Origin of the sequence: Tenacibaculum halocynthiae, from assembly GCF_964512825.1 — a bacterium.
GTDB classification, from domain to species: domain Bacteria; phylum Bacteroidota; class Bacteroidia; order Flavobacteriales; family Flavobacteriaceae; genus Polaribacter; species Polaribacter halocynthiae.
On record NZ_CAZELG010000017.1, the window covers coordinates 138811 to 160539 of the forward strand.

The 21729-nt window shown below is 30.6% G+C and carries 22 protein-coding genes; 12 read left to right on the plus strand and 10 right to left on the minus strand.

Going from position 1 to position 21729, the window contains the following annotated elements; genetic code table 11:
* The first annotated feature begins 71 nt into the window (after positions 1–71).
* Positions 72–542 (plus strand): CYTH domain-containing protein, encoded by a 471-nt coding sequence (locus ACKTTQ_RS06525; RefSeq protein WP_093869295.1) that lies wholly within the window; start codon positions 72–74, stop codon positions 540–542.
* A gap of 52 nt (positions 543–594) precedes the next feature.
* Here the strand turns inward: ACKTTQ_RS06525 and ACKTTQ_RS06530 are convergent, their stop codons facing one another.
* The 5 genes from ACKTTQ_RS06530 to ACKTTQ_RS06550 all read right to left on the minus strand — a co-directional run bounded on the left by ACKTTQ_RS06530 (position 595) and on the right by ACKTTQ_RS06550 (position 7707).
* The gene (locus tag ACKTTQ_RS06530; protein WP_408048720.1) at positions 595–3744 is read right to left on the minus strand and encodes a M43 family zinc metalloprotease; all 3150 of its coding nucleotides are present in this window, start codon (positions 3742–3744) and stop codon (positions 595–597) included.
* Between the two features lie 329 nt (positions 3745–4073).
* Positions 4074–5405 carry a sensor histidine kinase gene (locus ACKTTQ_RS06535; protein WP_093869293.1) on the minus strand — a complete coding sequence of 444 codons (1332 nt, stop codon included), beginning with the start codon at positions 5403–5405 and terminating at the stop codon, positions 4074–4076.
* Complete coding sequence (locus ACKTTQ_RS06540; protein WP_093869292.1) at positions 5405–6118, minus strand: LytR/AlgR family response regulator transcription factor; 714 nt, start codon at positions 6116–6118, stop codon at positions 5405–5407. Before ACKTTQ_RS06540 ends, ACKTTQ_RS06535 begins: the two co-directional genes overlap by 1 nt.
* Before the next feature lie 127 nt (positions 6119–6245).
* Positions 6246–6887 carry a PAQR family membrane homeostasis protein TrhA gene (gene trhA / locus ACKTTQ_RS06545; RefSeq protein WP_113786459.1) on the minus strand — a complete coding sequence of 214 codons (642 nt, stop codon included), beginning with the start codon at positions 6885–6887 and terminating at the stop codon, positions 6246–6248.
* On the minus strand, positions 6880–7707 hold the full coding sequence (locus ACKTTQ_RS06550; protein WP_233487132.1) for a lysophospholipid acyltransferase family protein: 828 nt from the start codon (positions 7705–7707) through the stop codon (positions 6880–6882). Before ACKTTQ_RS06550 ends, trhA begins: the two co-directional genes overlap by 8 nt.
* A 55-nt stretch (positions 7708–7762) precedes the next feature.
* Here ACKTTQ_RS06550 and trpS point away from each other — a divergent pair, with 55 nt between their 5' ends.
* Positions 7763–8731: a tryptophan--tRNA ligase gene (gene trpS, locus ACKTTQ_RS06555; RefSeq protein WP_113786460.1), complete on the plus strand. Its 969-nt coding sequence runs from the start codon at positions 7763–7765 to the stop codon at positions 8729–8731.
* Between the two features lie 16 nt (positions 8732–8747).
* Complete coding sequence (locus tag ACKTTQ_RS06560; RefSeq protein WP_093869289.1) at positions 8748–9053, plus strand: DUF6370 family protein; 306 nt, start codon at positions 8748–8750, stop codon at positions 9051–9053.
* Between the two features lie 44 nt (positions 9054–9097).
* On the opposite strand, the gene ACKTTQ_RS06565 is transcribed toward ACKTTQ_RS06560, so the two are convergent.
* Together ACKTTQ_RS06565 and ACKTTQ_RS06570 are read right to left on the minus strand one after the other, a co-directional pair.
* Entirely contained in the window at positions 9098–9322 is a 225-nt protein-coding gene (locus ACKTTQ_RS06565; RefSeq protein ID WP_093869288.1) for a hypothetical protein, read from the minus strand.
* 67 nt (positions 9323–9389) lie between these two features.
* A complete protein-coding gene (locus ACKTTQ_RS06570; RefSeq protein WP_408048721.1) occupies positions 9390–10412 on the minus strand; it encodes a metal-dependent hydrolase in 1023 nt (340 codons plus the stop codon).
* 82 nt (positions 10413–10494) lie between these two features.
* Here ACKTTQ_RS06570 and nhaC point away from each other — a divergent pair, with 82 nt between their 5' ends.
* Genes nhaC through bioA form a run of 6 tightly spaced genes read left to right on the plus strand, consistent with a single transcriptional unit; the run spans position 10495 to position 15908 of the window.
* Positions 10495–11979 carry a Na+/H+ antiporter NhaC gene (gene nhaC, locus ACKTTQ_RS06575; protein WP_113786463.1) on the plus strand — a complete coding sequence of 495 codons (1485 nt, stop codon included), beginning with the start codon at positions 10495–10497 and terminating at the stop codon, positions 11977–11979.
* A gap of 34 nt (positions 11980–12013) precedes the next feature.
* Positions 12014–12469 (plus strand): GNAT family N-acetyltransferase, encoded by a 456-nt coding sequence (locus ACKTTQ_RS06580; protein ID WP_093869285.1) that lies wholly within the window; start codon positions 12014–12016, stop codon positions 12467–12469.
* A gap of 23 nt (positions 12470–12492) precedes the next feature.
* Positions 12493–13647, plus strand: a complete 1155-nt coding sequence (locus ACKTTQ_RS06585) for an aminotransferase class I/II-fold pyridoxal phosphate-dependent enzyme (protein ID WP_299132216.1) — start codon at positions 12493–12495, stop codon at positions 13645–13647.
* Positions 13648–13657: 10 nt separating this feature from the next.
* Positions 13658–14035 (plus strand): putative signal transducing protein, encoded by a 378-nt coding sequence (locus ACKTTQ_RS06590; RefSeq protein ID WP_093869283.1) that lies wholly within the window; start codon positions 13658–13660, stop codon positions 14033–14035.
* The gene (bioD, locus tag ACKTTQ_RS06595) at positions 14035–14646 is read left to right on the plus strand and encodes a dethiobiotin synthase (RefSeq protein WP_408048722.1); all 612 of its coding nucleotides are present in this window, start codon (positions 14035–14037) and stop codon (positions 14644–14646) included. Before ACKTTQ_RS06590 ends, bioD begins: the two co-directional genes overlap by 1 nt.
* Positions 14643–15908 carry an adenosylmethionine--8-amino-7-oxononanoate transaminase gene (gene bioA / locus ACKTTQ_RS06600; RefSeq protein ID WP_408048723.1) on the plus strand — a complete coding sequence of 422 codons (1266 nt, stop codon included), beginning with the start codon at positions 14643–14645 and terminating at the stop codon, positions 15906–15908. The genes bioD and bioA overlap by 4 nt, the downstream gene beginning before the upstream one ends.
* On the opposite strand, the gene ACKTTQ_RS06605 is transcribed toward bioA, so the two are convergent.
* Positions 15894–16325, minus strand: coding sequence for a cytochrome c oxidase assembly factor Coa1 family protein (locus ACKTTQ_RS06605; RefSeq protein ID WP_408048724.1), 432 nt, complete (start codon positions 16323–16325; stop codon positions 15894–15896). The two genes, bioA and ACKTTQ_RS06605, sit on opposite strands and share 15 nt — an antisense overlap.
* 118 nt (positions 16326–16443) lie before the next feature.
* Between ACKTTQ_RS06605 and ACKTTQ_RS06610 the strand changes: the two genes are divergently transcribed.
* The 3 genes from ACKTTQ_RS06610 (at position 16444) to ACKTTQ_RS06620 (ending at position 19876) form a co-directional block, all read left to right on the plus strand.
* The gene (locus tag ACKTTQ_RS06610; RefSeq protein WP_408048725.1) at positions 16444–17598 is read left to right on the plus strand and encodes a beta-ketoacyl synthase N-terminal-like domain-containing protein; all 1155 of its coding nucleotides are present in this window, start codon (positions 16444–16446) and stop codon (positions 17596–17598) included.
* A gap of 193 nt (positions 17599–17791) precedes the next feature.
* On the plus strand, positions 17792–18892 hold the full coding sequence (gene bioB / locus ACKTTQ_RS06615; RefSeq protein WP_093869278.1) for a biotin synthase BioB: 1101 nt from the start codon (positions 17792–17794) through the stop codon (positions 18890–18892).
* A 123-nt stretch (positions 18893–19015) separates the two neighbouring features.
* The gene (locus tag ACKTTQ_RS06620; RefSeq protein ID WP_093869277.1) at positions 19016–19876 is read left to right on the plus strand and encodes a cupin-like domain-containing protein; all 861 of its coding nucleotides are present in this window, start codon (positions 19016–19018) and stop codon (positions 19874–19876) included.
* Between the two features lie 75 nt (positions 19877–19951).
* Here the strand turns inward: ACKTTQ_RS06620 and ACKTTQ_RS06625 are convergent, their stop codons facing one another.
* Both ACKTTQ_RS06625 and fbp read right to left on the minus strand, forming a co-directional pair.
* A complete protein-coding gene (locus ACKTTQ_RS06625) occupies positions 19952–20560 on the minus strand; it encodes a superoxide dismutase (RefSeq protein WP_408048726.1) in 609 nt (202 codons plus the stop codon).
* Positions 20561–20682: 122 nt separating this feature from the next.
* Positions 20683–21717: a class 1 fructose-bisphosphatase gene (fbp, locus tag ACKTTQ_RS06630; protein WP_093869275.1), complete on the minus strand. Its 1035-nt coding sequence runs from the start codon at positions 21715–21717 to the stop codon at positions 20683–20685.
* Positions 21718–21729 lie beyond the last annotated feature (12 nt).

Genomic DNA, 21729 nt, shown 5'->3' on the forward strand with positions numbered 1-21729 from the left:
AATAGAACTCAAAGATATTTATTATTAACGATAAAAAAAGGTACATTCGTACAAATTTGATTTCAATTTTTATGGTTTTAGAAATAGAGCGTAAGTTTTTGGTTGCTTCTGATGATTATAAATTTATAGCACGTAAGAAGAATTATATAAAACAAGGATTTTTAAATTCTGATAAACACCGGGTGGTTAGAGTTAGGATAAAAGATGATCTTGGGTTTTTAACAATAAAAGGACCTTCAAATAAAAGTGGCACTACTCGTTTTGAATGGGAGAAAGAAATAACTAAAAGTGAAGCTGAAAACTTATTGAGTTTGTGTGAAGAAGGAATTATTGAAAAGTATCGATTTTTAGTTGATATAGATGCGCATACTTATGAGATAGATGAGTTTTTAGGTGATAATTTAGGACTTATTGTTGCTGAAATTGAGTTAAAAAGTGAAGATGAAAACTTTAAAAAGCCTAATTGGCTGGGTAAAGAAGTAACAGGAATAGTTAAGTACTATAATTCTAATATAAGTAAATTACCTTTTAATAAGTGGTAAAAAACCTGCTTGAATGCCAAGCAGGTTTTGAAATAAAAAGAAACTATCCCCGTTATTCTTTTATTACACTTATCGTTTTTGAATGTTTATTAGAAAAAATCTTTAATAAATACATTCCTTTATCTTTAATTACAGTATCATCAATAATAATTGAATTAGAAGATGATGGAATTGCTTTCCCGTAAATATATCTTCCTAGTAAATCATAAACCTCTAATTTTATTTCACCTTGATTTTTGAAGTTTGATATGTTAATTTTAGCTTCTGTTTTAAATGGGTTTGGTACGACAGATGTTATGCTAGAATCAAAACTGTTTTCATTGTAGTTTGGCCCAACACTACCTCTTGTTTCTGTAGTGATATTTCCATTAGCAGTTTTGTTATATGCATAATCTGTTATTGAATATGATTTTCCATCATTAGCTACATTTATATGAAACCATCCATAATGAGTGTTTCCATTTATTTTAAATGTAAAACCTATAAATCCAGTTTTTCCATTAGAAGTCGAATAATCATTAGAGCTTACCACGTAACTATTAGATTCTGCTACAAAATTACTAGAAGAGCCAACGGTTACACCTTCTGCTAAAAGAGATACGTTTTTGGTATTCCCTTCGCAAACAATGTCTTTATTGTAAGTAACAAGTCTAACTGAATTACTACTGTACCATGCTCCATATCCAGTATCATCTCCAGTCTCTATTCTGAAAAATTTCCATGTATTACTTGAATTCACAGTTAAATCTGGAATATCAACATATACAATATCGTTATTTGTGCTACAAGGTGCACAACTACCTCCACAATCAATACCAGTTTCATCACCATTTTGGATTCCATCACTACAACTTGGAGCTACATCACCATTAATAATTATTTTATAATCTTCAACTTCACCATAACTAAAAGATTCACATGATGTTGGAGTACCATTGTATTTCATAGAAACTCTCATTCTTGTGTTTCCTAATTTAGCAGATGTAGGTATTGTGAATTGACCTGTAACAGAAGTGTCTTTTGAAGCAGCTTTACTCCAAACTTGTTCGCCACTATCAGTAAAATCACCATTTTGATTGTAATCTATCCAAACACTATACCCCTCTGAGTATACTGTACTTCTCCAGCTTGGAGTTATGGTAATTGAATAATTACCTTCTTTGGATAGAGAGGTTGATATACTTCCAGTATAATCTTCATACCCGTTATTTGATCCTGATGAACTATTATTAATTGTATTTAATTCAACTTTGCTGATAAATTCATCATTTACACTTTTACCATTAGAGTTACAATAGTTTATTACAACTGCACAAGGTTCACATGAACCACCACAATCTATGCCGGTTTCGTCTCCATTTTGAATACCGTCTGAACAAGTTGCTCCAGTGGTTCCATCCCACACCTTGCTTCCAGCTTTAATAGCGCCAAAAGGTTCTGTACTATATGCATAATCTAACAAACTATAAGAGGTTCCGTTGTTGTTAACTCTAACTCTGAACCAGCCATAATTAGTTTTTCCAGGATAAAGTTCTAATTGAAAACCTATATAAGCAGTTTGATTGTCCCAGGTAGTATGGTTTGCGTCTCTAATAACATGCAAGTCAGGATAAGCACCTCCATCTACCCATGAGCTTTGTTGGTCAATTACTGCGTTTGACTGAATAGGAGTTACATTTCTAGTTCCAGATTGGCAAACTAAAGCTTTTTGATAGGTTTCTAGTTTAAGTGAATTGTTTTCAAAAAAGGTCCCAAATCTATTATTAGAAGCTCCTTCAATTCTAAAAAATGTCCATGTTTTACCTGAGTTTGCAGTGTAGTCTTGATTGTCTGTGTACACAACTTTATATGGGTCGTAGAAAGAAAAATTAAATGTTACTTTGTCGGAATTTAAAGATGAGGTTCCACCTGAAATAGCAGCATTTTTAAATGTAATTGCTCCGTTAGTATTGTTGGCTACTGAATGTGATGAAGCTTGCCCAGTAAAACTAACACTTAGAGTATTGTTATTGGTAACTGTTATTTGCGCTGAGATTCCTTGAGGTAAGTTTGTGTCAAAATGAGTTCCTAAGTTTAAGTTTCCAGAACTTTGAGTAAAAGTACCTCCTTGTAGTGTAATAGTTCTTGATTCATTCGCTATTGAACCATTATTTGCTAAAGCTTCTTCAACAGTTGCTGTATCTACAACTAAAGTGTTTCCGTTTAAATTTACTCCAGTTGCTGTTAAATTTGCAGGCTGCCATAAAGGTTTTCTAGCTGGGTGTTCTAATGCTGCAAGCATTCTATTTACTTGTCCTTGAGTATACATTTTTCCGCATCCAGCAGCAGCGTCATATCCCATATAGTTTTCGTAGTTTATTAAATTTCCACAATCACTTGCACCAACTACACAGCCATCATCACCTGATTGTTCATCTTCTTTAGGAGTATCACTTACATAATCTCCATTAGGGTCATTACATCCACCTTCAAATGTGTGAATTAAGTTTAACCAATGCCCAAATTCATGAGTAAAAACCGAAGCAAACTCTTTATTAGTATTTCCATGAATATATTGGCCATTGTAAACAACTCTAGCTGTGTTGTTGTCTGACATTGTTGTATTAGGATACCATGCAACTCCAGAGTTAGTTGTTTTACCATCAGCGTAAAGGTCGCCCATTATATATACATTCATATATTTATAGTTGTCCCATGCGTCAGCGGCTATTTGTTCATCATATCCTCCTCCGTTTCCGTATCCAGATTTTTCTGTATGAAAAACAACTCCGTTAGTACTACCTCCATTAGGGTCTATTTTAGCTAATGCAAAACGAATACTTAAAGTTGATTTTCTTCCGTTAAAAACTGGGTCAATTGAATTAAAGTCATCGTTTAATCCATTAAAGTCGTCATTTAGTTTATCTAATGCTACTTTAACCTTATCATAGGTCACTGTTTTTCCATTTTGTACAGCTCCATATACATGAACAACTACTGGTATGGTATATGTTTCGCCAGCTCTGTTGTGTTTGTGGTGTTTTTTTTCTTTAACCATTTTTTGAGTTAAAACGTTAAAGTTGTCGTATTCTATTTTAGATTTTGGGTATTTTAAGAATACTTTTTGATTTTCTCGGGTTACCTTACAATCTTGTGCAGATAGCTTTGTTGTGTAAAAAAATAATAAGCATAAGAAGGGTAAAAAAATAGTTTTTTGTTTCATAATGTGTTGTTGTTTAATTGATTACTCAAAATTACACTTATGAAATATTTTAAATTAATACAATACTAACCAAAATAGGTAATAAATTATCAATTAATAATAAATTAACTTTAATATTATATTTAATTTATTTTTTTAACAAAAAAAGACCAAGATAACTTGGTCTTTTCATGAATAAATTGTGAGCCCCCCTTAAAAATTCACAATCCCTTTCTTTTCATACTTCTAATTTACAAAAGTATATAGTGTTATTTTTCGTTATTAAACAACTGGAAGAAAAACGTAAATAAAACATGTGTATTTAACAATAACTGGTAAATTGATTGGTTTTATAAGTCAGTTTTAGGAAAAGTTAAGCTAACTTTAGTTCCGTTCTTTCCTTCATCTAAAAGATCTTTAATTTGAATTTGAATTTTGTTTCCATACATTAATTCCATTCTTTCTTTCACAATGTTTATTCCGTAAGATTCTTTAATGTGCATCTGTTTGTTTTTTATGCTCTTACTTTTCTTAATTCCTATGCCATTATCAGTAATTAATACTTTTATGTGGTTTTTTACAGCTGTTATTTCAAGTGATATTTTTTTTTCTTTCTCTTCTAATTGTAAGCCATGCCAAATGGCGTTTTCAATAAAAGGTTGTAAGAATAAAGGAACTACTTTTAGTTTTGAGCTATCTATATTTTTATTAATTAAAACATTAAATTCAAATCCTTTTTTTAATCTCATTTGTTCTAGTTTCACATATATTGATAGAATCTCAAGTTCTTTAGTTAGGCTTATAGCGTTTTCGTTTGTAACATCAAGAACTTTTCTTATTAAAAAAGAAAACTTGGTTATAAAATTTGAGGCTTCATCTATTTTATTTTGAATAACAAAGTTGTTTATTGAGTTTAAAGAGTTGAATAAAAAATGAGGGTTCATTTGGTTTTTTAATGCAATTATTTTTAATTGAGATATTTGATTACTTTGTTTAAGAAGATTTATTTCAACTTCTCTTTTCTTTTCTAAGATTTTTCTAAAATGTGTTCCTATTAAAATAGCAAAAAATGTGCTTTGAATAATTGCTCCAACAAAATAATAGAACATTCTATGAACAGGGAGATTTATTAAGTACTGATCACCTTTTATCATCTTTAAAGAACTAATATTAGCAAAGACTAAAAACAAAATAGAACCTAAGAGTAAGTATAAAACTTGAGCTGTTTTAATTTTTGATAGTAAATAAAACACATAAAATGCAAATAGCGTGGCTATGGGTAACGAATAAGCAACTGCCATTTTTTGAGCTTCGTATCCGTAGAAAAATTCAATTATAATTAGTACGATAGAAAACAGTATAAGTGTTCTGGATAGTAATAAAACCCCATAATCTAGTTTAGGAAATCTTTTTTTGCTTTTTGTTAACTCTCTACAGAAATAAATAAAAAAGACATAGCCTATGTATTGAATTGAAAAACTTATGTATTGGTAGCAGTATTGAACAGATTGATGTTCAAAAATATCTCTTAAAAGATAAACTGTTAAGCAAAAGAGATATCCACTATAAAACTTATGGATTTTATCCTTGTTTTGTGCATAGAATATTATATGATATACAAAAAGAACAATTAAGCCACCTCGTATCCATTGATAAAATGTAGAAGAAATATCTAACAGCATTATTTGTCTAGCCTCAACTTATCGATTAAAAGATTTTTTTTTCTTCTGCTAACACTAACAACTACTCCATTACTTAAAGTTATTTCATTTCCCCCTTTGTTGTACTCTGTTACATAATTAAGATTTATTACATAAGAATTATGAACTCTGTAAAAGTCAGGGTAGTCGAACTTTTTTTGTACTTCTTTTAATGTTTTTGTTACTATAATTTTTTTTCCTGTATTTAGAAAAATTGTTGTGTAGCTTTTATCGGATTTTAAATAGATAACATTTTCTTTAGCTATTAAATACACTTTTCTGTCAGCAGAAACATTAATCCTATTGATGAGGTTGTTCCCAATCGCTTTTTCATGCAATTGTTTACTAACTTTAACAAAAGTAAGTTGTAATTCATCAATGTCTATAGGTTTTAGAAGATAGTCAATTGCATTTGCCTTTACTGCCTTAATGCCATATTCATCATGAGCAGTTGTAAATACAACTCTAAAGTTTCTTTCAGGAAATTTTTCAAGGAAAGTAAAACCATCCATTTCTGGCATATGAATATCTAAAAAAACTAAATCAGGGTTTAATTCTTTAACTAGGTTTACGCCAATAATAGGAGAACTACATTTTACAATATTTAAATCGTCATTTACTATACATTTTTTAATTTTCCACTCCAATGCTTCTAATGCATCTTTTTCATCATCAATTAAAATAATTTTCATCATAATGCCCTTCTTATATCAATTTCTGAATGGGGGAAGAAATTGATGTATAGTTAATTAATTATTTGTTTAGTCGTTAAAAACTAAACAAATCAACTTGTCTAATAAGGTGTTTATGAAAAGAAAGTTCTTAAATATAATAAAATATTGTTACAAAATGACTGATGCTACCAAAAAGAACGAAAACATGAAATATTGCGTGATTGTATTTTATTTTTTTTATAGAATACAGTATGGCACCTATTGTATAAAAAGCACCACCTAAAATTAAAAAGAGTAATCCATTTTCTGGTAAGCTTGCAGCCAGAGGTTTTATGAAAAAAATTACTTGCCAGCCCATTAATAAATATAGTGCAGTAGATAATTTATCATATTTACCAGTGAAAAAAAGTTTTAAAATAACTCCAGTAAGAGCAAATAGCCAAACAAAACCAAACATATACCAACCTAATTCTTTTGGAAGAGTAATTAAGCAAAAAGGAGAATAACTTCCTGCTATTAGTATATATATGGCAGCATGATCAAAAATATTTAACCTTCTTCTCTTTTTAGGATCTTTGGCAGCATGGTAAAAGGTAGAAGCGCTATATAAAACGATTAAACTAACTCCATAAATGATGAAACTTATTAATTCCCAAAAATTAGTATAATTTAATGATTTAGTAATTAAAATAGGAAATGCTATTATGCTTAATAATAATCCTAAACCATGAGTAGCTATATTTAACCACTCTTCTTTTTTACTATAACGGTAATTTAATTTTTCACTCATTATTTAATTTGTTAGTGTCTTTCATATATAACTTATCATTTTTTAATTCATTATAAGTCAGAGTAAATACTTTTTGTTTTAGCTTTTTTCTTTCTTCAATTTTTAATCCTTTTGTTTCAATGAAGTTACATTGTTTAACTCTAAAAGTACCGGGTCTTCCTTTAAAAATATTCCAAGAGAAAAAACGTTTACAGTCATAGTAAACTTGAGGAACTATAGGTATTTGATGTTCAATTGCTAAGCTAAAAGCACCGTTTTTAAAAGGTGCTAATATTATATCTTCTTCGGGTACTAAACCTTCGGGAAAAATACCAACACTAGTTCCGTTTTTAAGTCTTTTTTTAGCCATTTCATAAACTCTTTTTCTACTTTTTTCTGAGCCTCTATCAACCATGATAACTACTTTTCTATAAAAGAAACCAAAAACAGGTATTTTAACAAGTTCTTTTTTTCCTACAAAAACAATTGGATTTTTGCTTAAAGCGATCATAACCCATGGGTCTAATAATGATGCATGATTAGCTATAAACATATAGCTTTTGTTTTTTTCTATCTTTTGTTCTTTCTTTATTTTTAGGCGAAAGCCCATACCATAAATTAAAAGAAAAGACCAAGCTCTGACCATTTTCCAAAAAGTAGGGTAGTATTTTTCATCAGAAGTTAACACTAATAAAAATGGCAGCATTATAATTATTGTACTAAACATTAAAATGTAAAACCAAATTCTCCAAACTAGTAAGAAAGGTAATTTAAAATACTTCATGGTTGCTAATGTAGTAATTTCTTTTGTTTGATAAATTTTAACCTTATTTTTGCTCATATTAGTTAAGCTTTGATGGCTTATCAAACAATCATAATTATTTACAAAACTACAGATGTCAAGAATTTTAACAGGAGTACAAAGTACAGGAACTCCACATTTAGGTAATTTATTAGGAGCTATTATGCCAGCAATAGAGATGGCAAATAATCCTGAAAATGAATCATTTTTGTTTATTGCCGATATGCACTCTTTAACTCAAATTAAAGAAGGAGAGCAATTACGTGAAAATACTTATAGTACTGCTGCAACTTGGCTTGCTTGTGGAATTGATATTAACAAAACTGTATTTTACCGTCAAAGTGATATTCCTGAAGTAACTGAATTGTCTTGGTACTTAAGCTGTTATTTTCCATATCAGCGTTTAACATTAGCTCATAGTTTTAAAGATAAAGCTGATAGGTTAGCCGATGTAAATAGTGGTTTGTTTACGTATCCTATGCTAATGGCTGCTGATATTTTATTATATGATGCAGAAATTATTCCTGTAGGTAAAGATCAGTTACAGCATTTAGAAATGACACGTGATGTGGCTAATAGATTTAATAACATTGTTGGAGATACATTAGTACCGCCAAGGGCAGAAATTAGTGAAAACACACAGTTGATTCCTGGTACTGATGGAGAAAAAATGAGTAAATCTAGGAATAATATTATCAATATTTTTTTACCAGATAAAAAGTTACGTAAACAAATAATGGGTATTCAAACGGATAGTACTCCTTTAGAGGAGCCTAAAGATCCGGATACTGATAATGTTTTTGCTATTTATAAATTATTAGGATCTGAAGAGCAAATTAATGAAATGCGAGCTAATTATGAAGGTGGTAATTATGGTTATGGACATGCAAAACAAGCGTTGTATGAGTTAATTGTTGAAAAGTTTGCTGATGTACGTGCTAAGTATAATCACTATATGGAAAATCGTCATGAAATTGATGAGGCTTTAGCTGTGGGTGCTGATAAGGCAAAAGCAGTTGCTAAAAGTGTTTTAGAGAGAGTTCGTGAAAAAATAGGATATTAACCTAAACAATAAAATTATGAGATATTTATTTATTTTAAGTAGTATGTTTTTTTTTCTTTCTTGTTCAACAAAACAAAAAAAAGAAATAATTGCTGAAGCTTCTTGTGGGCAATGTAAATTTGAATTGAAAAGTCAAAATGGTTGTGATTTAGCTATAAAAATAGATGATAAGGCTTATTTTGTTGAAGGAGCAAATATTGATGATTTTGGTGATGCTCATGACGAAAAAATAGGTTTTTGTAATGTAGTTAGAAAAGTAAAAGCAACAGGGATACTTGAGAATGATAAATTTATAGCATCTTCTTTCGAGATAGTTAAGTAAGCTTAAAATTATATACATGTAAAAACAAAAGACTGAGGTTAATCTCAGTCTTTTTGTTTTATTGAAGTGTTATTGTTTATAACATATTTCTTATACTTACCATCTTTGTATCGATGGTATATAAATATTGGCATTAAAATAAAAGACATATAAAAAATACCTAAGCCCATTACAATGTGTGCTTTTTCATGATTGGTGTTTAGTAGGTACACCCCTGTGGCCATCCACACTAAAAAAATAATAAATAAAATTTTAATTATTGTTTTCATTTATCAAAAATGATTTTGCTGCAAAAATAGTTTATAAATTAATAGGATAAGAAACTTGTAATAGATTTTATTTTCCGTAAAAGCGATTTAAAAACTCTTTTAAATCTTCTCTTGATGGAGGTTTTCCTGAAAAAGGAACCATATTCCAACGATCTCGATCTTTTTTTAATTCAAACCTAAACATTGATGTTTGAGCATTTTTAGGGTTTAATAAAGGGTACCGTAAGTCTAAGTATTGAACATTAGCAGAAGAATCCATAGGAACTAAATTGTAGTACTCATTACTAAACCAAGTTAACGTTTTAATATCTGGATGAGAGATGTTAAGTAAATGCCTGTTTTTAGGAATGGTTAAAATGGTGTCAACTTTAGATGTAGAATCAAATAAAGAGTAAAAACCAACTTTATAGCTAGTTTCCGTTTCAGCAATACCATACCATAAAATATTATTAAAAATAGTTGGTTGAACAGAATACCTGCTATAGTTAATGCTTGAGTTGTCAAATGAGTTTTTAAAAACAGTATTAACGTATAATTTGTTTACAATTGTGAAAAGCATGTAGGCAGAACTAATATAAATTCCAGCTTTTACCCACCAATTTCTTCGTGTTCTTTTTCTGTTATAAAACATAGCTGTTACTAAACAGAGGAGAAAAGGTAGGGTGTATAAAGGGTCTACAACTGAAATATTATTAAAAGCAACTCTATAGTCAGAAAAAGGTAAAAATAGTTGAGTTCCATAGGGTGTAAAGCTATCTAAAATAGGATGAGTAAAAATAGATAAGAAATAGAGCCAAATCCAGTTTTTTAAAGTTGTAGTTCCGAGTCGTTTTTCTTTGTTGTATAATTTGTATGTAATCCATCCAAAGACAAAAGAACCGATAAGTGCAAATACTATTGAATGCATAAAGCCACGGTGAAAAGCCATAGCATCTATTTCATTTCCATATAACCATCTACCAATAAAAACGTCTAAATCAGGAATAGTTCCACCAATAGCTCCGAACAGCATAGCCTTATTTCCAATCTTTTTACCTAAGGCAATTTCGCCACAAGCGGCACCTAAAACAATTTGTGTTAATGAATCCATAAGAGGCAAAAGTACTAAACTGATTCTACTTGTATAATTCTTTACAAAATCGTAACATTACACATCCAAAAAATACTACGTAATGCAAGATGATAAAAACTTATCTGAAATAGAAATTGAAGATCAAAAGATTATAGAAAATAAAGAATTAAGTATATGGGAAGCATTGGTGCCTGTGCTTGCTTTAATAGGTATGTTGGCATATAATGTTTTTGTATATGGAGATGATGCTTTAAGTGGAAGTAATCAATTTATTTTATTACTAGGAGGGGCAGTCGCTGCTATTGTAGGGTTCAGGAATAAAGTTTCTTATGAGAGAATGATGGAAGAAGTAGCTGAAAATATAAAATCAACTGCTGGTGCAATTTTAATATTGTTAATGGTTGGAGCATTGGCGGGAACTTGGTTAATAAGTGGTGTTATTCCTTCGATGATATATTATGGTTTACAATTACTAAATCCTACAATATTTTTGGTAGCCTGTTTAGTTATTTGTGCAGTTATTTCTATAGCTACTGGGAGTTCTTGGACTACAGCAGCCACAGTTGGTATCGCATTAATAGGTATAGGTGAAGCTCTAGGGATTTCTTTAGGTATGACAGCTGGAGCAGTTTTGTCTGGAGCTTATTTTGGGGATAAAATGTCACCAATGTCAGATACAACTAATTTAGCGCCAGCAATGGCTGGAACTGATTTGTTCACACATATAAAATATATGGCTTATACAACTGTTCCTACTTTTGTTGTGACGATTGTATTTTTTATAATTTTAGGGTTTACTCAAACAGCGACAGGAGAAGCTGATACACAAAGTATGTTAGTGGATATTGATAAGGCATTTAATATTAGCCCTTGGTTGTTTTTAGTACCGGTATTAGTAATAATTTTAATAGTAAAAAAGACACCTCCTTTAATAGCTTTATTAGCAGGAACAATTTTAGGTGGAGTTTTTGCCTTGATTTTTCAGCCTCAGGTAGTTGCTCAAGTAGCAGGCGTTAAGAGTTTGGATTTTAATTCAGCGTATAAAGGAGTGATGCAAGCTATTACAGTTGAAACTTCTGTGGCAACAGATAATGAAGTTTTGAAAGATTTGTTTACAGCAGGAGGAATGAAGAAAATGCTTGGGACAGTTTGGTTAATTTTATTAGCTATGGTTTTTGGTGGTATTATGGATGCTATTGGGGCTTTAGCTAGAATTAGTAGTTTCATGTTAGGTTTATTTGATTCTGTGTTTGGTTTATTTGCAAGTACTGTAGCAACATGTATAGGGTTAAACTTTACTGCATCTGATCAGTATTTGGCTATAGTTGTTCCAGGTAAAATGTATTCTAAAGCGTATGCAGATAAAGGGCTGGCTCCAGAAAATTTAAGTAGAACTTTAGAAGACTCAGGTACTGTTACCTCAGTGTTAATTCCTTGGAATACTTGTGGAGCTTATCATTCAGGTGTTTTAGGTGTGCCAGTTGTAGATTACGCATTTTATGCAATGTTTAACTGGTTGAGTCCGTTTATGACATTATTATTCGCTGCTTTTAGAATAAAAATAAGACAAATAGTAAAAAAATAATTAATAGCCTCACTTTTAGTGGGGCTTCTTTTTTATGATACAGGAAGCAAAAATAGAAGAATCAGCATTGTTAACCGAAATAGCTTTGGTTTCTAAAGCTTATTGGGGGTATTCTAAGGAACAAGTTGAAAGCTGGAGAAAAGATTTAACTATTAGTGTTAAAATGATTGAAGAAATGATGATTTATACATTTATTCAAGAAACAAATGTAGTTGGTTTTTATGCTCTAAATCCTCCAGTTGAACAATCTATTGAGTTAGAAATGTTGTTTGTGTTACCAAATTATATAGGGAAATCGATAGGGAAACAGTTGTTATTACATTCTTTTAATGAAGCAAGAAAATTTGACGTTGATGAAATGACGTTATTGGCAGACCCGAATGCTGTTTCTTTTTATAAAAAACAGGGTTTTGAAATTATCGCAAAAAAAGAAAGCTCAATACCTAATAGGTATTTACCAATAATGAGAAAAAAATTATCAAGAAGGTAAAAAAACTCATGTATTTTTGTTGAATGAATTTTCCAGAAAAACTTCAGAAAAAACTTCAGAAAAGAATACATAATAATTCTTTGAGGTCTCTTGGTGAAAATAGAAATTTAATTGATTTTTCATCTAATGATTATTTAGGGTTTTCAAAGTCTGAAGAGATATTTAAAAAAGCACATCAGTTTTTGGTAACTAATAAAAGTATTCAAAATGGAGCAACAGGTTCCCGTTTGTTATCAGGTAATTATGATTTGTACTCTTTAGTTGAAAAAGAACTGTCTGTTTTTCATAATATAGAAGGAGCATTGTTGTTTAATTCAGGCTATAATGCAAATCTTGGTGTTTTCTCTTCAGTTCCTCAGCGTGGTGACTATATCTTATATGATGAGTTAATTCATGCCTCAATTAGAGATGGAATTCAATTATCTAATGCTAAACAATATAAGTTTAACCATAATGATATAAAGCATTTAGAAGATCGAATTATATCAATAAAAAAAGAATTTAAAAATAATGATTCAGCTATATATGTTGTAACAGAATCTGTTTTTTCAATGGATGGTGATATTCCTGATTTAAAAAAAATGGTTGAAATATGTGAGAGTCATCAGGTGTTTTTTATTGTTGACGAAGCACATTCTGTTGGAGTTTTTGGAATGAATGGGCGTGGCTTGATACAAGAATTAGGTTTAGAAAATAAAATTTTTGCAAGAATAATAACTTTTGGAAAAGCGCTTGGGAGCCATGGAGCTGTAGTTTTAGGAAGTCAAAAACTGAAAGAATACTTAGTGAATTTTTCAAGAAGTTTTATTTACACCACAGGATTACCACCTCATGCTATTGCAACTATAAAACAAGTATATCAATTACTTGAAAGTATTAATGGGGTTAAAAGCATACAACAACTTCATGAAAATATACATCACTTTCAAACAGAAATAGAAAGATTACAGCTTAATTTTATAAAAAGTAAGTCAGCAATACACTGTTGTGTTGTTTCTGGAAACGAGCAAACAAAGCGGATAGCTAAAAGAATGCAGGATAATGGCTTTGATGTTAAACCTATTTTATCTCCTACTGTAGCTGAAGGGCAAGAAAGACTTCGTTTTTGTTTACATAGTTACAACACTAAAAAAGAAATAACACAAGTTTTAGAGAACCTTAGTACCTTTGTAATGTAAAATAAATAGCATGAGAGATGATTATACAATTTTAACTGTATTTGAATATTCAACAGAAGCACAACTTATAAAATCTAAATTAGATTCAGAAGGTATTAGAACTATGTTAATGGATGAAAAAACTGTTGATTCTGATCCTTTAATAAGTCAGGCAATAGGAGGTGTAAAATTATTAGTACACAATGAAGATTTAGAAAGAGGGTTGAGTATTTATAATGAAATTAGAGATTATGAAAAAGATAAAGATGGAAAAGAAATTCATTGTACTAAATGTAATTCTTCTAGAATTTTAGTAGCACCAGCTCAAAGAAAAAGTATATTTTATATGTTGTTTCCTTTTTTTGAAAAGAGAAAATTAATATGTAATGAATGTAAAACAATTTTTTAATGCAACATAAATATTTTGTCACAGGTATTTCAACAGAAGTAGGTAAAACGGTTATTTCTGCAATTATTACAGAAGCGCTCGAAGCCGATTACTGGAAACCTGTTCAAGCAGGAGAATTAGATAATTCTGATACTTTAAAGGTAGAAAGATTGATATCTAATAAAATTTCTAAGTTTCATCCAAATTCATACGCTTTACATACGCCTATGAGCCCGCATGCAGCAGCTGAAATTGATGGTGTTGCTATTGATGTTAATGAAATTAAAGAACCAATAACAAAAAATAATTTAGTAATAGAAGGTGCAGGCGGTGTTTTAGTCCCTTTAAATGATTCAGAAACAATTTTAGATATTATAAAACCAACTTATAAAGTAGTTGTTGTTTCTCGACACTATTTAGGAAGTATTAATCATACCTTATTAACGGTTGGTTTGTTAAAAGATAAAGGGTTTGATGTGTCAATTGTTTTTTCAGGTTCTGAGCATAAAACTACGGAGAGTATTATTAAAAAAATGACGGGAATACCTATAATAGGAAGAGTTGATGAAGAGCCATATTTTGATGAAAATGTAATTAAAGAATACGCTGCAAAATTTAAAAATAAATTATGAGCTTAACAGAAAGAGATAAAAAATATATTTGGCATCCCTTAAAACAGCATCAAACTCATCCAGATAGTTTAGGTATTGTAAAAGCCAAAGGATGTATATTAACTGATGAAAATGGAAATGAATATATTGATGCTATTTCATCATGGTATACCTGTATGTTTGGTCATTGTAATGATTATATTATAAACAAAGTGCATCATCAAATGCAGCAGTTAGATCAAATAATGTTTAGTGATTTTACACACCCCCCTGCTGTTGAGTTATCAGAGAAGTTGATAAACATTTTACCTGAAAATCAAGCAAAGATTTTTTTTAATGATAATGGGTCAACCAGTGTTGAAGCTGCAATAAAAATGGTTTTACAATACTATTTTAATAGGGGAGATAAACGAACTGTATTTGTTGCTTTTGAAAACGGTTTTCATGGAGATACTTTCGGAGCTATGTCAACATCAGGACTTTCGGTTTACAATGGACCTTTTGAAGAGTTTTTAATGGATGTAAAACGTATTCCTACTCCAAATGGAGTTAATCATACTGACATTTTACAGCAATTAGAAAAAATTACTGCAGAAAATAAAGTAGCAGCATTTATATATGAGCCTTTAGTTCAAGGAGCAGCAGGAATGAAAATCCATAGTATTGAAGGGTTGAATGAAATTTTAAGTTTTTGTAAATCAAAATCAATTATCACTATTGCAGATGAGGTAATGACAGGGTTTGGAAAAACAGGAAGAAATTTTGCTTCAGACTATATGGTTACAAAACCAGATATTATATGCTTAAGTAAGGCGTTGACAGGAGGAATGGTTCCAATGGGGATTACTTCATGCACACAAGACATTTATGAAGCTTTTTTAAGTAGTGATATTTCTAAAGGTTTTTTTCATTGTCATACTTATGCCGCTAATCCAATAGCATGTGCAGCTTCCATTGCTAGTATTGAATTGTTAGAGTCGAAGGAAATTCAGCAAAACATTAAAAAAATTAGTGATGCACACGAATTATTTAGTGAAAGAATAAAAAAACATTCTAAAGTAAATTCAACACGACAAATAGGCGTTATTTTAGCTATAGATATTGATACAAATATGGAGCGTTATGGAGCTTTAAGAGATATTTTATTAAAATCGTTTATGAAAGAAGGAGTATTTTTAAGACCACTTGGAAATACAATTTATATTCAAGTTCCTTATGTTATTGATATGGTATTACTTGAAAAGGTATATAATACAATAGAAAAAGTTTTAGATATCCTCTAAAGCTTTTTCTAATAAGTTAATCTTTTCTTGTGTGCTTTTTATACGAACGTATAATTCTTCATAAGTCCATTCACCATTTGTTTTAATACCTTTTATAATTAAAAAGCCTTCCTCTTTTGATCCTTTTATTGGAACAGAAAAGTCAACGGTACCATCATCATTAGTTAAAGAAATATTTCCGTTAGGAATCCCTGTTTTTTCAATGGGTTCACCTAATAAGTTAATCACTTTTTTATTTTCTGTAGCTTTTTCAATTCCATATTCTATAGGAGCAACGTTATTAAGTAGATTAGATACCCCAAAAAAAGCAGCGCCAATACCAACTATGAATAATAAAATGATGCCTAAACAACCGCTCACAGGTATAAACCATAACCAGTTTCTACTAAACCAACTTTTCTGTTCTTGATGTGCCATGCTTAATTTTTAATAATAAGACTAAAATATGTTTAATTTGTTACAAAAACTAAAAACTCTAATAGTATATAGGGCTTAAAGCTATAAGAAGTTTTATTTTTGTTGAAATTTTTAAGGTTTGAGAAATAGTATATCAATTACCTCTATAGCATCGGTATCGGCATTAGGAAGTTTGTTAGAGGATATTTGGACTAATTATAAAAATGATAAGCATCATTTAAGTATTAAAGAGTTTGATAACTTTAATGCATGGGTAGCTAAACTTCAAGAGAAAGATAAGCTGCAAATAGAAAAGTTAAGAAAATCAGATGCTAAATACAAAGATTTAGACGAATCTGTTTTGTATGCTTTATATGTTTCTAGAAAAGCTATAAAAGAAGCAGGATGGAGTGCTAATGATGATTTTGGAATAAATATTGGCTCTTCTAGAGGAGCGACTATTTTATTTGAAAAGTACCATAAAGAATTTCTACAAACGGGTAAGTCTTCTACTTTGAGTTCGCCAACAACAACACTAGGTAATATATCATCTTGGATAGCCCATGATTTACAAACAAGCGGACCAGAAATTTCACATTCAATAACTTGTTCAACAGGCTTACATTCATTATTAAATGGGGTGGCTTGGATACAATCTGGAATGGCAAGTAAATTTTTAATTGGGGCAAGTGAGGCTTCGTTAACTGATTTTACTATTGCTCAAATGCAAGCACTTAAAGTGTATGCTAAAAATGAGGATGAGTATCCATGTAAAACATTAGATTTAGAAAAAAATAACAACACCATGGTTATTGGTGAAGGTGCTTCAGTAATATGCTTGGAGGAAGGAATTAAAGAGAATGCAATTGCATATGTTGAGGGTGTTGGATATGCAACTGAAATATTAAAACATAATATTTCAATATCTTCAGATGCTCAATGTTTTCAGAAATCTATGAAAATGGCATTAGGAAATGTTTCACCAAAAGAAATTGATGCAATAGTAATGCATGCACCAGGTACTATAAAAGGAGATTTATCAGAGCTAAAAGCAATTGAAAAAATATTTGGAGAACATGAGCCTTTTTTAACTTCTAACAAATGGAAATTAGGACATACGTTTGCAACTTCTGGATTGTTAAGCTTAGAATTAGGTATTTTAATGCTGCAACATCAAGAAGGTATTTCTGTTCCTTTTATTGAGAAACAAAAGTGTCCTGCAAAAATTAATAAAATACTAGTTAATTCTGTAGGATTTGGAGGAAATGCCGTTTCTATATTAATAACAAAATAAATGTTTCTACACTTGAATATGTAGAAAACTATAAATCTTTTTAAGCTAGAAGTAACATTTGTAGTGTTTGAAAAAAGTGGGCGTAACCCGTATCTTGAAGAATCACAAAAATTTTATAAGCTTTTCAATGAGTTTATAAAAATAAAATAAGTTATTTTTGGTCATTCAAACAACTATCAATAAACCTAAGTTTATGAGCGAAGTAAGACATAATTGGACGAAAGAAGAAATCTTAGCTATATATAATAAACCATTAATGGAGCTGTTGTATGAAGCAGCAACTATTCATAGAGTACATCATGATCCAAATGTAGTACAAGTATCTACATTGCTATCAATAAAAACAGGAGGGTGTTCAGAAGATTGTGGGTATTGCCCTCAAGCTGCTAGGTACCATACAAATGTTGATGGAAATGATTTAATGACAGTAAATCAAGTAAAAGCGCAAGCACTTAGAGCAAAATCTGGAGGTAGTTCAAGAGTTTGTATGGGAGCTGCATGGAGAAATGTAAAAGATGGCCCTGAGTTTGATCAAGTATTAGAGATGGTTCGTACAATTAATAAGTTAGATATGGAAGTTTGCTGTACTTTAGGTATGGTAACTGAAAATCAGGCGAAAAGATTGGCTGAAGCGGGATTATATGCTTATAATCATAATTTAGATTCTTCAGAAGAATATTATAAAGAGGTAATTTCAACACGTGGTTATGAAGATCGTTTAGAAACGATAGATAACGTTCGTAAAACAAATGTAACAGTTTGTTCAGGAGGAATTATTGGTATGGGAGAATCTGTTGAAGATAGAGCTGGTATGTTAGTAGCACTATCTACATTAGATCCTCAGCCAGAATCAACACCAATTAATGCTTTGGTAGCTGTAGAAGGTACACCATTAGAAGATGAAAAACCAGTTGAAATATGGGAGATGATTCGTATGGTTGCAGCAACTCGTATTGTATTACCAGAAACACAAGTGCGTTTAAGTGCTGGTAGAACTCAAATGAGTAGAGAAGGTCAGGCAATGTGCTTTTTTGCAGGTGCAAATTCAATTTTTGCAGGAGATAAGTTGTTAACGACACCTAACCCTGATGTAAGTGAAGACATGAAAATGTTTGAAATGTTAGGTTTAAATCCTCAAAAACCATTTACTAAAAAAGTACAGCCTCAAACGGTAGAAGCTGATAATTCTGAATATAAAGGATTAGGAGAGAAGCCAAAATGGACAAGACCAGAGCATAAAATTGAGAGAAACGAGTCAAAAAAGAAAGAGGCTTTAGAGTTACGTAAGCAGTAACAAATAATTAACTCAAAAATATACAAGCACTTGTCTTATAGATGAGTGCTTTTTTTTAACAAAATCATTTAGAAAAAAGTTAATAACTATTTATTAACTTTGCTTTGCAAAAAAAGTGGATGCATGGGATTACAGTTGCAGCAAATAGATAGAGTTGAGACTATAACAAAAGAAGACTTTATTAAAAATTATTTTAAACCACAAAAACCTGTGGTAATTGAACGTTTTATTGAAGATTGGCCAGCATATTCTAAGTGGTCGTTAGAGTATATGAAAGAAATAGCTGGTGATAAAACAGTACCTTTATATGATGATAGGCCTGTAAATTATAAAGATGGGTTTAACGAGCCTCATGCTACAATGAAGATGAGGGAGTATGTTGATTTGTTAAAAAAAGAGCCTACTAAGTTTAGGATATTTCTATGGAATGTTTTAAAAGAAGTACCTCAATTACAAAAAGATTTTAGATTTCCTGATTTTGGTCTTAAGTTAATGAAGGGATTGCCAATGCTTTTTTTTGGAGGAAGAGATTCTTATACTTTTATGCATTATGATATTGATTTAGCTAATATTTTTCATTTTCATTTTGAAGGTAAAAAGAAATGTATTTTGTTTGATCAAAAGCAAAATAAGTATTTATATAAAATACCGAACTCTTTAATTACAAGAGAAGATATAGATTTTAATGATCCAGATTTTGAAAAATGGCCTGCTTTAAAGAAAGCTAAAGGGCATGTGGCTGAACTTGAGCACGGTAATGTTTTATATATGCCTGAAGGCTATTGGCATTATATGCGATATATAACACCTGGATTCTCCATGAGTTTAAGAGCGATAGCTCGTAATCCTAAAAATTTAGGAAAAGCTGTGTATAATGTATTTATAATGCGTACAGTAGATAATATAATGAGGAGGTTACGTGGTCAAAAATGGATTGATTGGAAAAACGAAAGAGCAATTGTAAAAACCAACAACGTACGTTAATTAATTCGTTGTTTTAATAAAATAAAAAAGCACCTGAATATTCAGGTGCTTTTTTATTTTATTAAAGAAGTAAAACTATTTAGCTTCAGCATATCTTCTTTCAACTTCATTCCAGTTGATTACTTTAAAGAAAGCATCGATATAATCAGGACGACGGTTTTGGTAGTTTAAGTAGTATGCGTGTTCCCATACATCTAATCCTAAAATAGGAGTTCCTCCACAAGTAACACCTGGCATTAATGGGTTGTCTTGGTTTGGAGTAGAGCATACTTCAATTTTACCACCTTTATGTACACATAACCATGCCCATCCAGATCCAAATTGAGTAGCAGCAGCTTTAGAAAAAGCATCAATAAAAGCTTCTTTTGAACCAAATTCAGCTTCAATAGCATCTTTTAATTCTCCTGATAAATACCCACGATCTTCAGGGTTCATTACTGTCCAGAATAATGAGTGGTTGTAAAATCCACCTCCGTTATTACGAACTCCCATGTTATTCATGTCTAAATTTACTAAAATATCTTCAATAGATTTTCCTTCTAAATCAGTTCCTGCAATAGCTGCATTTAATTTAGTAGTATATCCATTATGATGTTTGCTATGGTGTATTTCCATAGTTCTAGCATCTATATTTGGTTCTAAAGCATCGTAAGCATATCCTAATTCTGGTAATTCAAAAGCCATAGTTATTTATTTTTAAAAGGTTAATTATATATTTTTCCGACGGTAAATTTAACGCAAAAAAATAAGGCAAACAATGGTTTGCCCTATTCAAAATTTATTTTAGTATAAATAATAACTATTATTTAATAAGTTGGTTTGTCATTTTTAGAAAACTCAGTCATGAATTCTTCCGCTTTTTCTACCATTTTTTTGCTACCACAGTAAAAAGGAACACGTTGGTGTAATTCTGAAGGATTAATGTCTAAAATTCTTGTAAACCCATCTGAAGCTTTACCGCCTGCTTGTTCACAAATAAAAGCCATAGGATTACACTCGTACAATAAACGTAGTTTTCCATTTGGGTCAATAGCAGTAGCTGGATAAATATAAATACCACCTTTAATCATGTTTCTATGAAAGTCAGAAACTAATGATCCAATGTAGCGAGCTGTATAAGGTCTGTTATCTTCTTTGTTTAATTCTTTACAGTAAATTAAAAAACGTTTCATCCCTTCTTGAAAATGAGTGAAATACCCTTCGCTAACTGAGTAAATTCTTCCCATTTCAGAATATTGCATATTTGGATGAGATAAATAAAATGTACCGATTGCTGGGTTTAATGTAAATCCATTAACGCCATTACCTGTTGTGAAAACTAACATTGTAGAAGTACCATAAGCTACATAACCAGCAGCAACTTGTTCGCTTCCTTTTTGTAAAAAATCTTCTTTAGTAACAGGAGTTCCATCTGGAGAAACTCTTCTGTAAATAGAAAAAATGGTTCCAACTGAAACATTTACATCAATGTTTGATGAACCATCTAAAGGATCCATTAATAACACATACTTATTGTTGTTTTCTTTATTATTTCCTTCAACAACAACAAAATCATCTTCTTCTTCACTTGCTATTCCACAAACTATCTCACGATTTATTAATGTTTGTTTAAATAAATCATTCGCTAAAACATCTAATTTTTGTTGAGTTTCACCTTGAACATTTATATCGCCAGATGCACCAGTTATATCAACTAAACCAGCTTTTCTAATTTCATGATTAACTACTTTGGCAGCTAAGCGAATAGAATTAATTAAACGAGACAATTCTCCTGATGAATATTTAAAGTGATTTTGGTTACTGATAATAAACTCACCGAGAGTCATGTGATTGTTATTCATGTTAAATGTTGT

Coding starts and splice junctions, on each gene's coding strand:
- ACKTTQ_RS06525 (WP_093869295.1), top strand. CDS start 72: ATGGTTTTAGAAATAGAGCGTAAGTTTTTGGTTGCTTCTGATGATTAT.
- ACKTTQ_RS06530 (WP_408048720.1), bottom strand. CDS start 3,744: ATGAAACAAAAAACTATTTTTTTACCCTTCTTATGCTTATTATTTTTT.
- ACKTTQ_RS06535 (WP_093869293.1), bottom strand. CDS start 5,405: ATGCTGTTAGATATTTCTTCTACATTTTATCAATGGATACGAGGTGGC.
- ACKTTQ_RS06540 (WP_093869292.1), bottom strand. CDS start 6,118: ATGATGAAAATTATTTTAATTGATGATGAAAAAGATGCATTAGAAGCA.
- trhA (WP_113786459.1), bottom strand. CDS start 6,887: ATGAGTGAAAAATTAAATTACCGTTATAGTAAAAAAGAAGAGTGGTTA.
- ACKTTQ_RS06550 (WP_233487132.1), bottom strand. CDS start 7,707: ATGAGCAAAAATAAGGTTAAAATTTATCAAACAAAAGAAATTACTACA.
- trpS (WP_113786460.1), top strand. CDS start 7,763: ATGTCAAGAATTTTAACAGGAGTACAAAGTACAGGAACTCCACATTTA.
- ACKTTQ_RS06560 (WP_093869289.1), top strand. CDS start 8,748: ATGAGATATTTATTTATTTTAAGTAGTATGTTTTTTTTTCTTTCTTGT.
- ACKTTQ_RS06565 (WP_093869288.1), bottom strand. CDS start 9,322: ATGAAAACAATAATTAAAATTTTATTTATTATTTTTTTAGTGTGGATG.
- ACKTTQ_RS06570 (WP_408048721.1), bottom strand. CDS start 10,412: ATGGATTCATTAACACAAATTGTTTTAGGTGCCGCTTGTGGCGAAATT.
- nhaC (WP_113786463.1), top strand. CDS start 10,495: ATGCAAGATGATAAAAACTTATCTGAAATAGAAATTGAAGATCAAAAG.
- ACKTTQ_RS06580 (WP_093869285.1), top strand. CDS start 12,014: ATGATACAGGAAGCAAAAATAGAAGAATCAGCATTGTTAACCGAAATA.
- ACKTTQ_RS06585 (WP_299132216.1), top strand. CDS start 12,493: ATGAATTTTCCAGAAAAACTTCAGAAAAAACTTCAGAAAAGAATACAT.
- ACKTTQ_RS06590 (WP_093869283.1), top strand. CDS start 13,658: ATGAGAGATGATTATACAATTTTAACTGTATTTGAATATTCAACAGAA.
- bioD (WP_408048722.1), top strand. CDS start 14,035: ATGCAACATAAATATTTTGTCACAGGTATTTCAACAGAAGTAGGTAAA.
- bioA (WP_408048723.1), top strand. CDS start 14,643: ATGAGCTTAACAGAAAGAGATAAAAAATATATTTGGCATCCCTTAAAA.
- ACKTTQ_RS06605 (WP_408048724.1), bottom strand. CDS start 16,325: ATGGCACATCAAGAACAGAAAAGTTGGTTTAGTAGAAACTGGTTATGG.
- bioB (WP_093869278.1), top strand. CDS start 17,792: ATGAGCGAAGTAAGACATAATTGGACGAAAGAAGAAATCTTAGCTATA.
- ACKTTQ_RS06620 (WP_093869277.1), top strand. CDS start 19,016: ATGGGATTACAGTTGCAGCAAATAGATAGAGTTGAGACTATAACAAAA.
- ACKTTQ_RS06625 (WP_408048726.1), bottom strand. CDS start 20,560: ATGGCTTTTGAATTACCAGAATTAGGATATGCTTACGATGCTTTAGAA.
- fbp (WP_093869275.1), bottom strand. CDS start 21,717: ATGAATAACAATCACATGACTCTCGGTGAGTTTATTATCAGTAACCAA.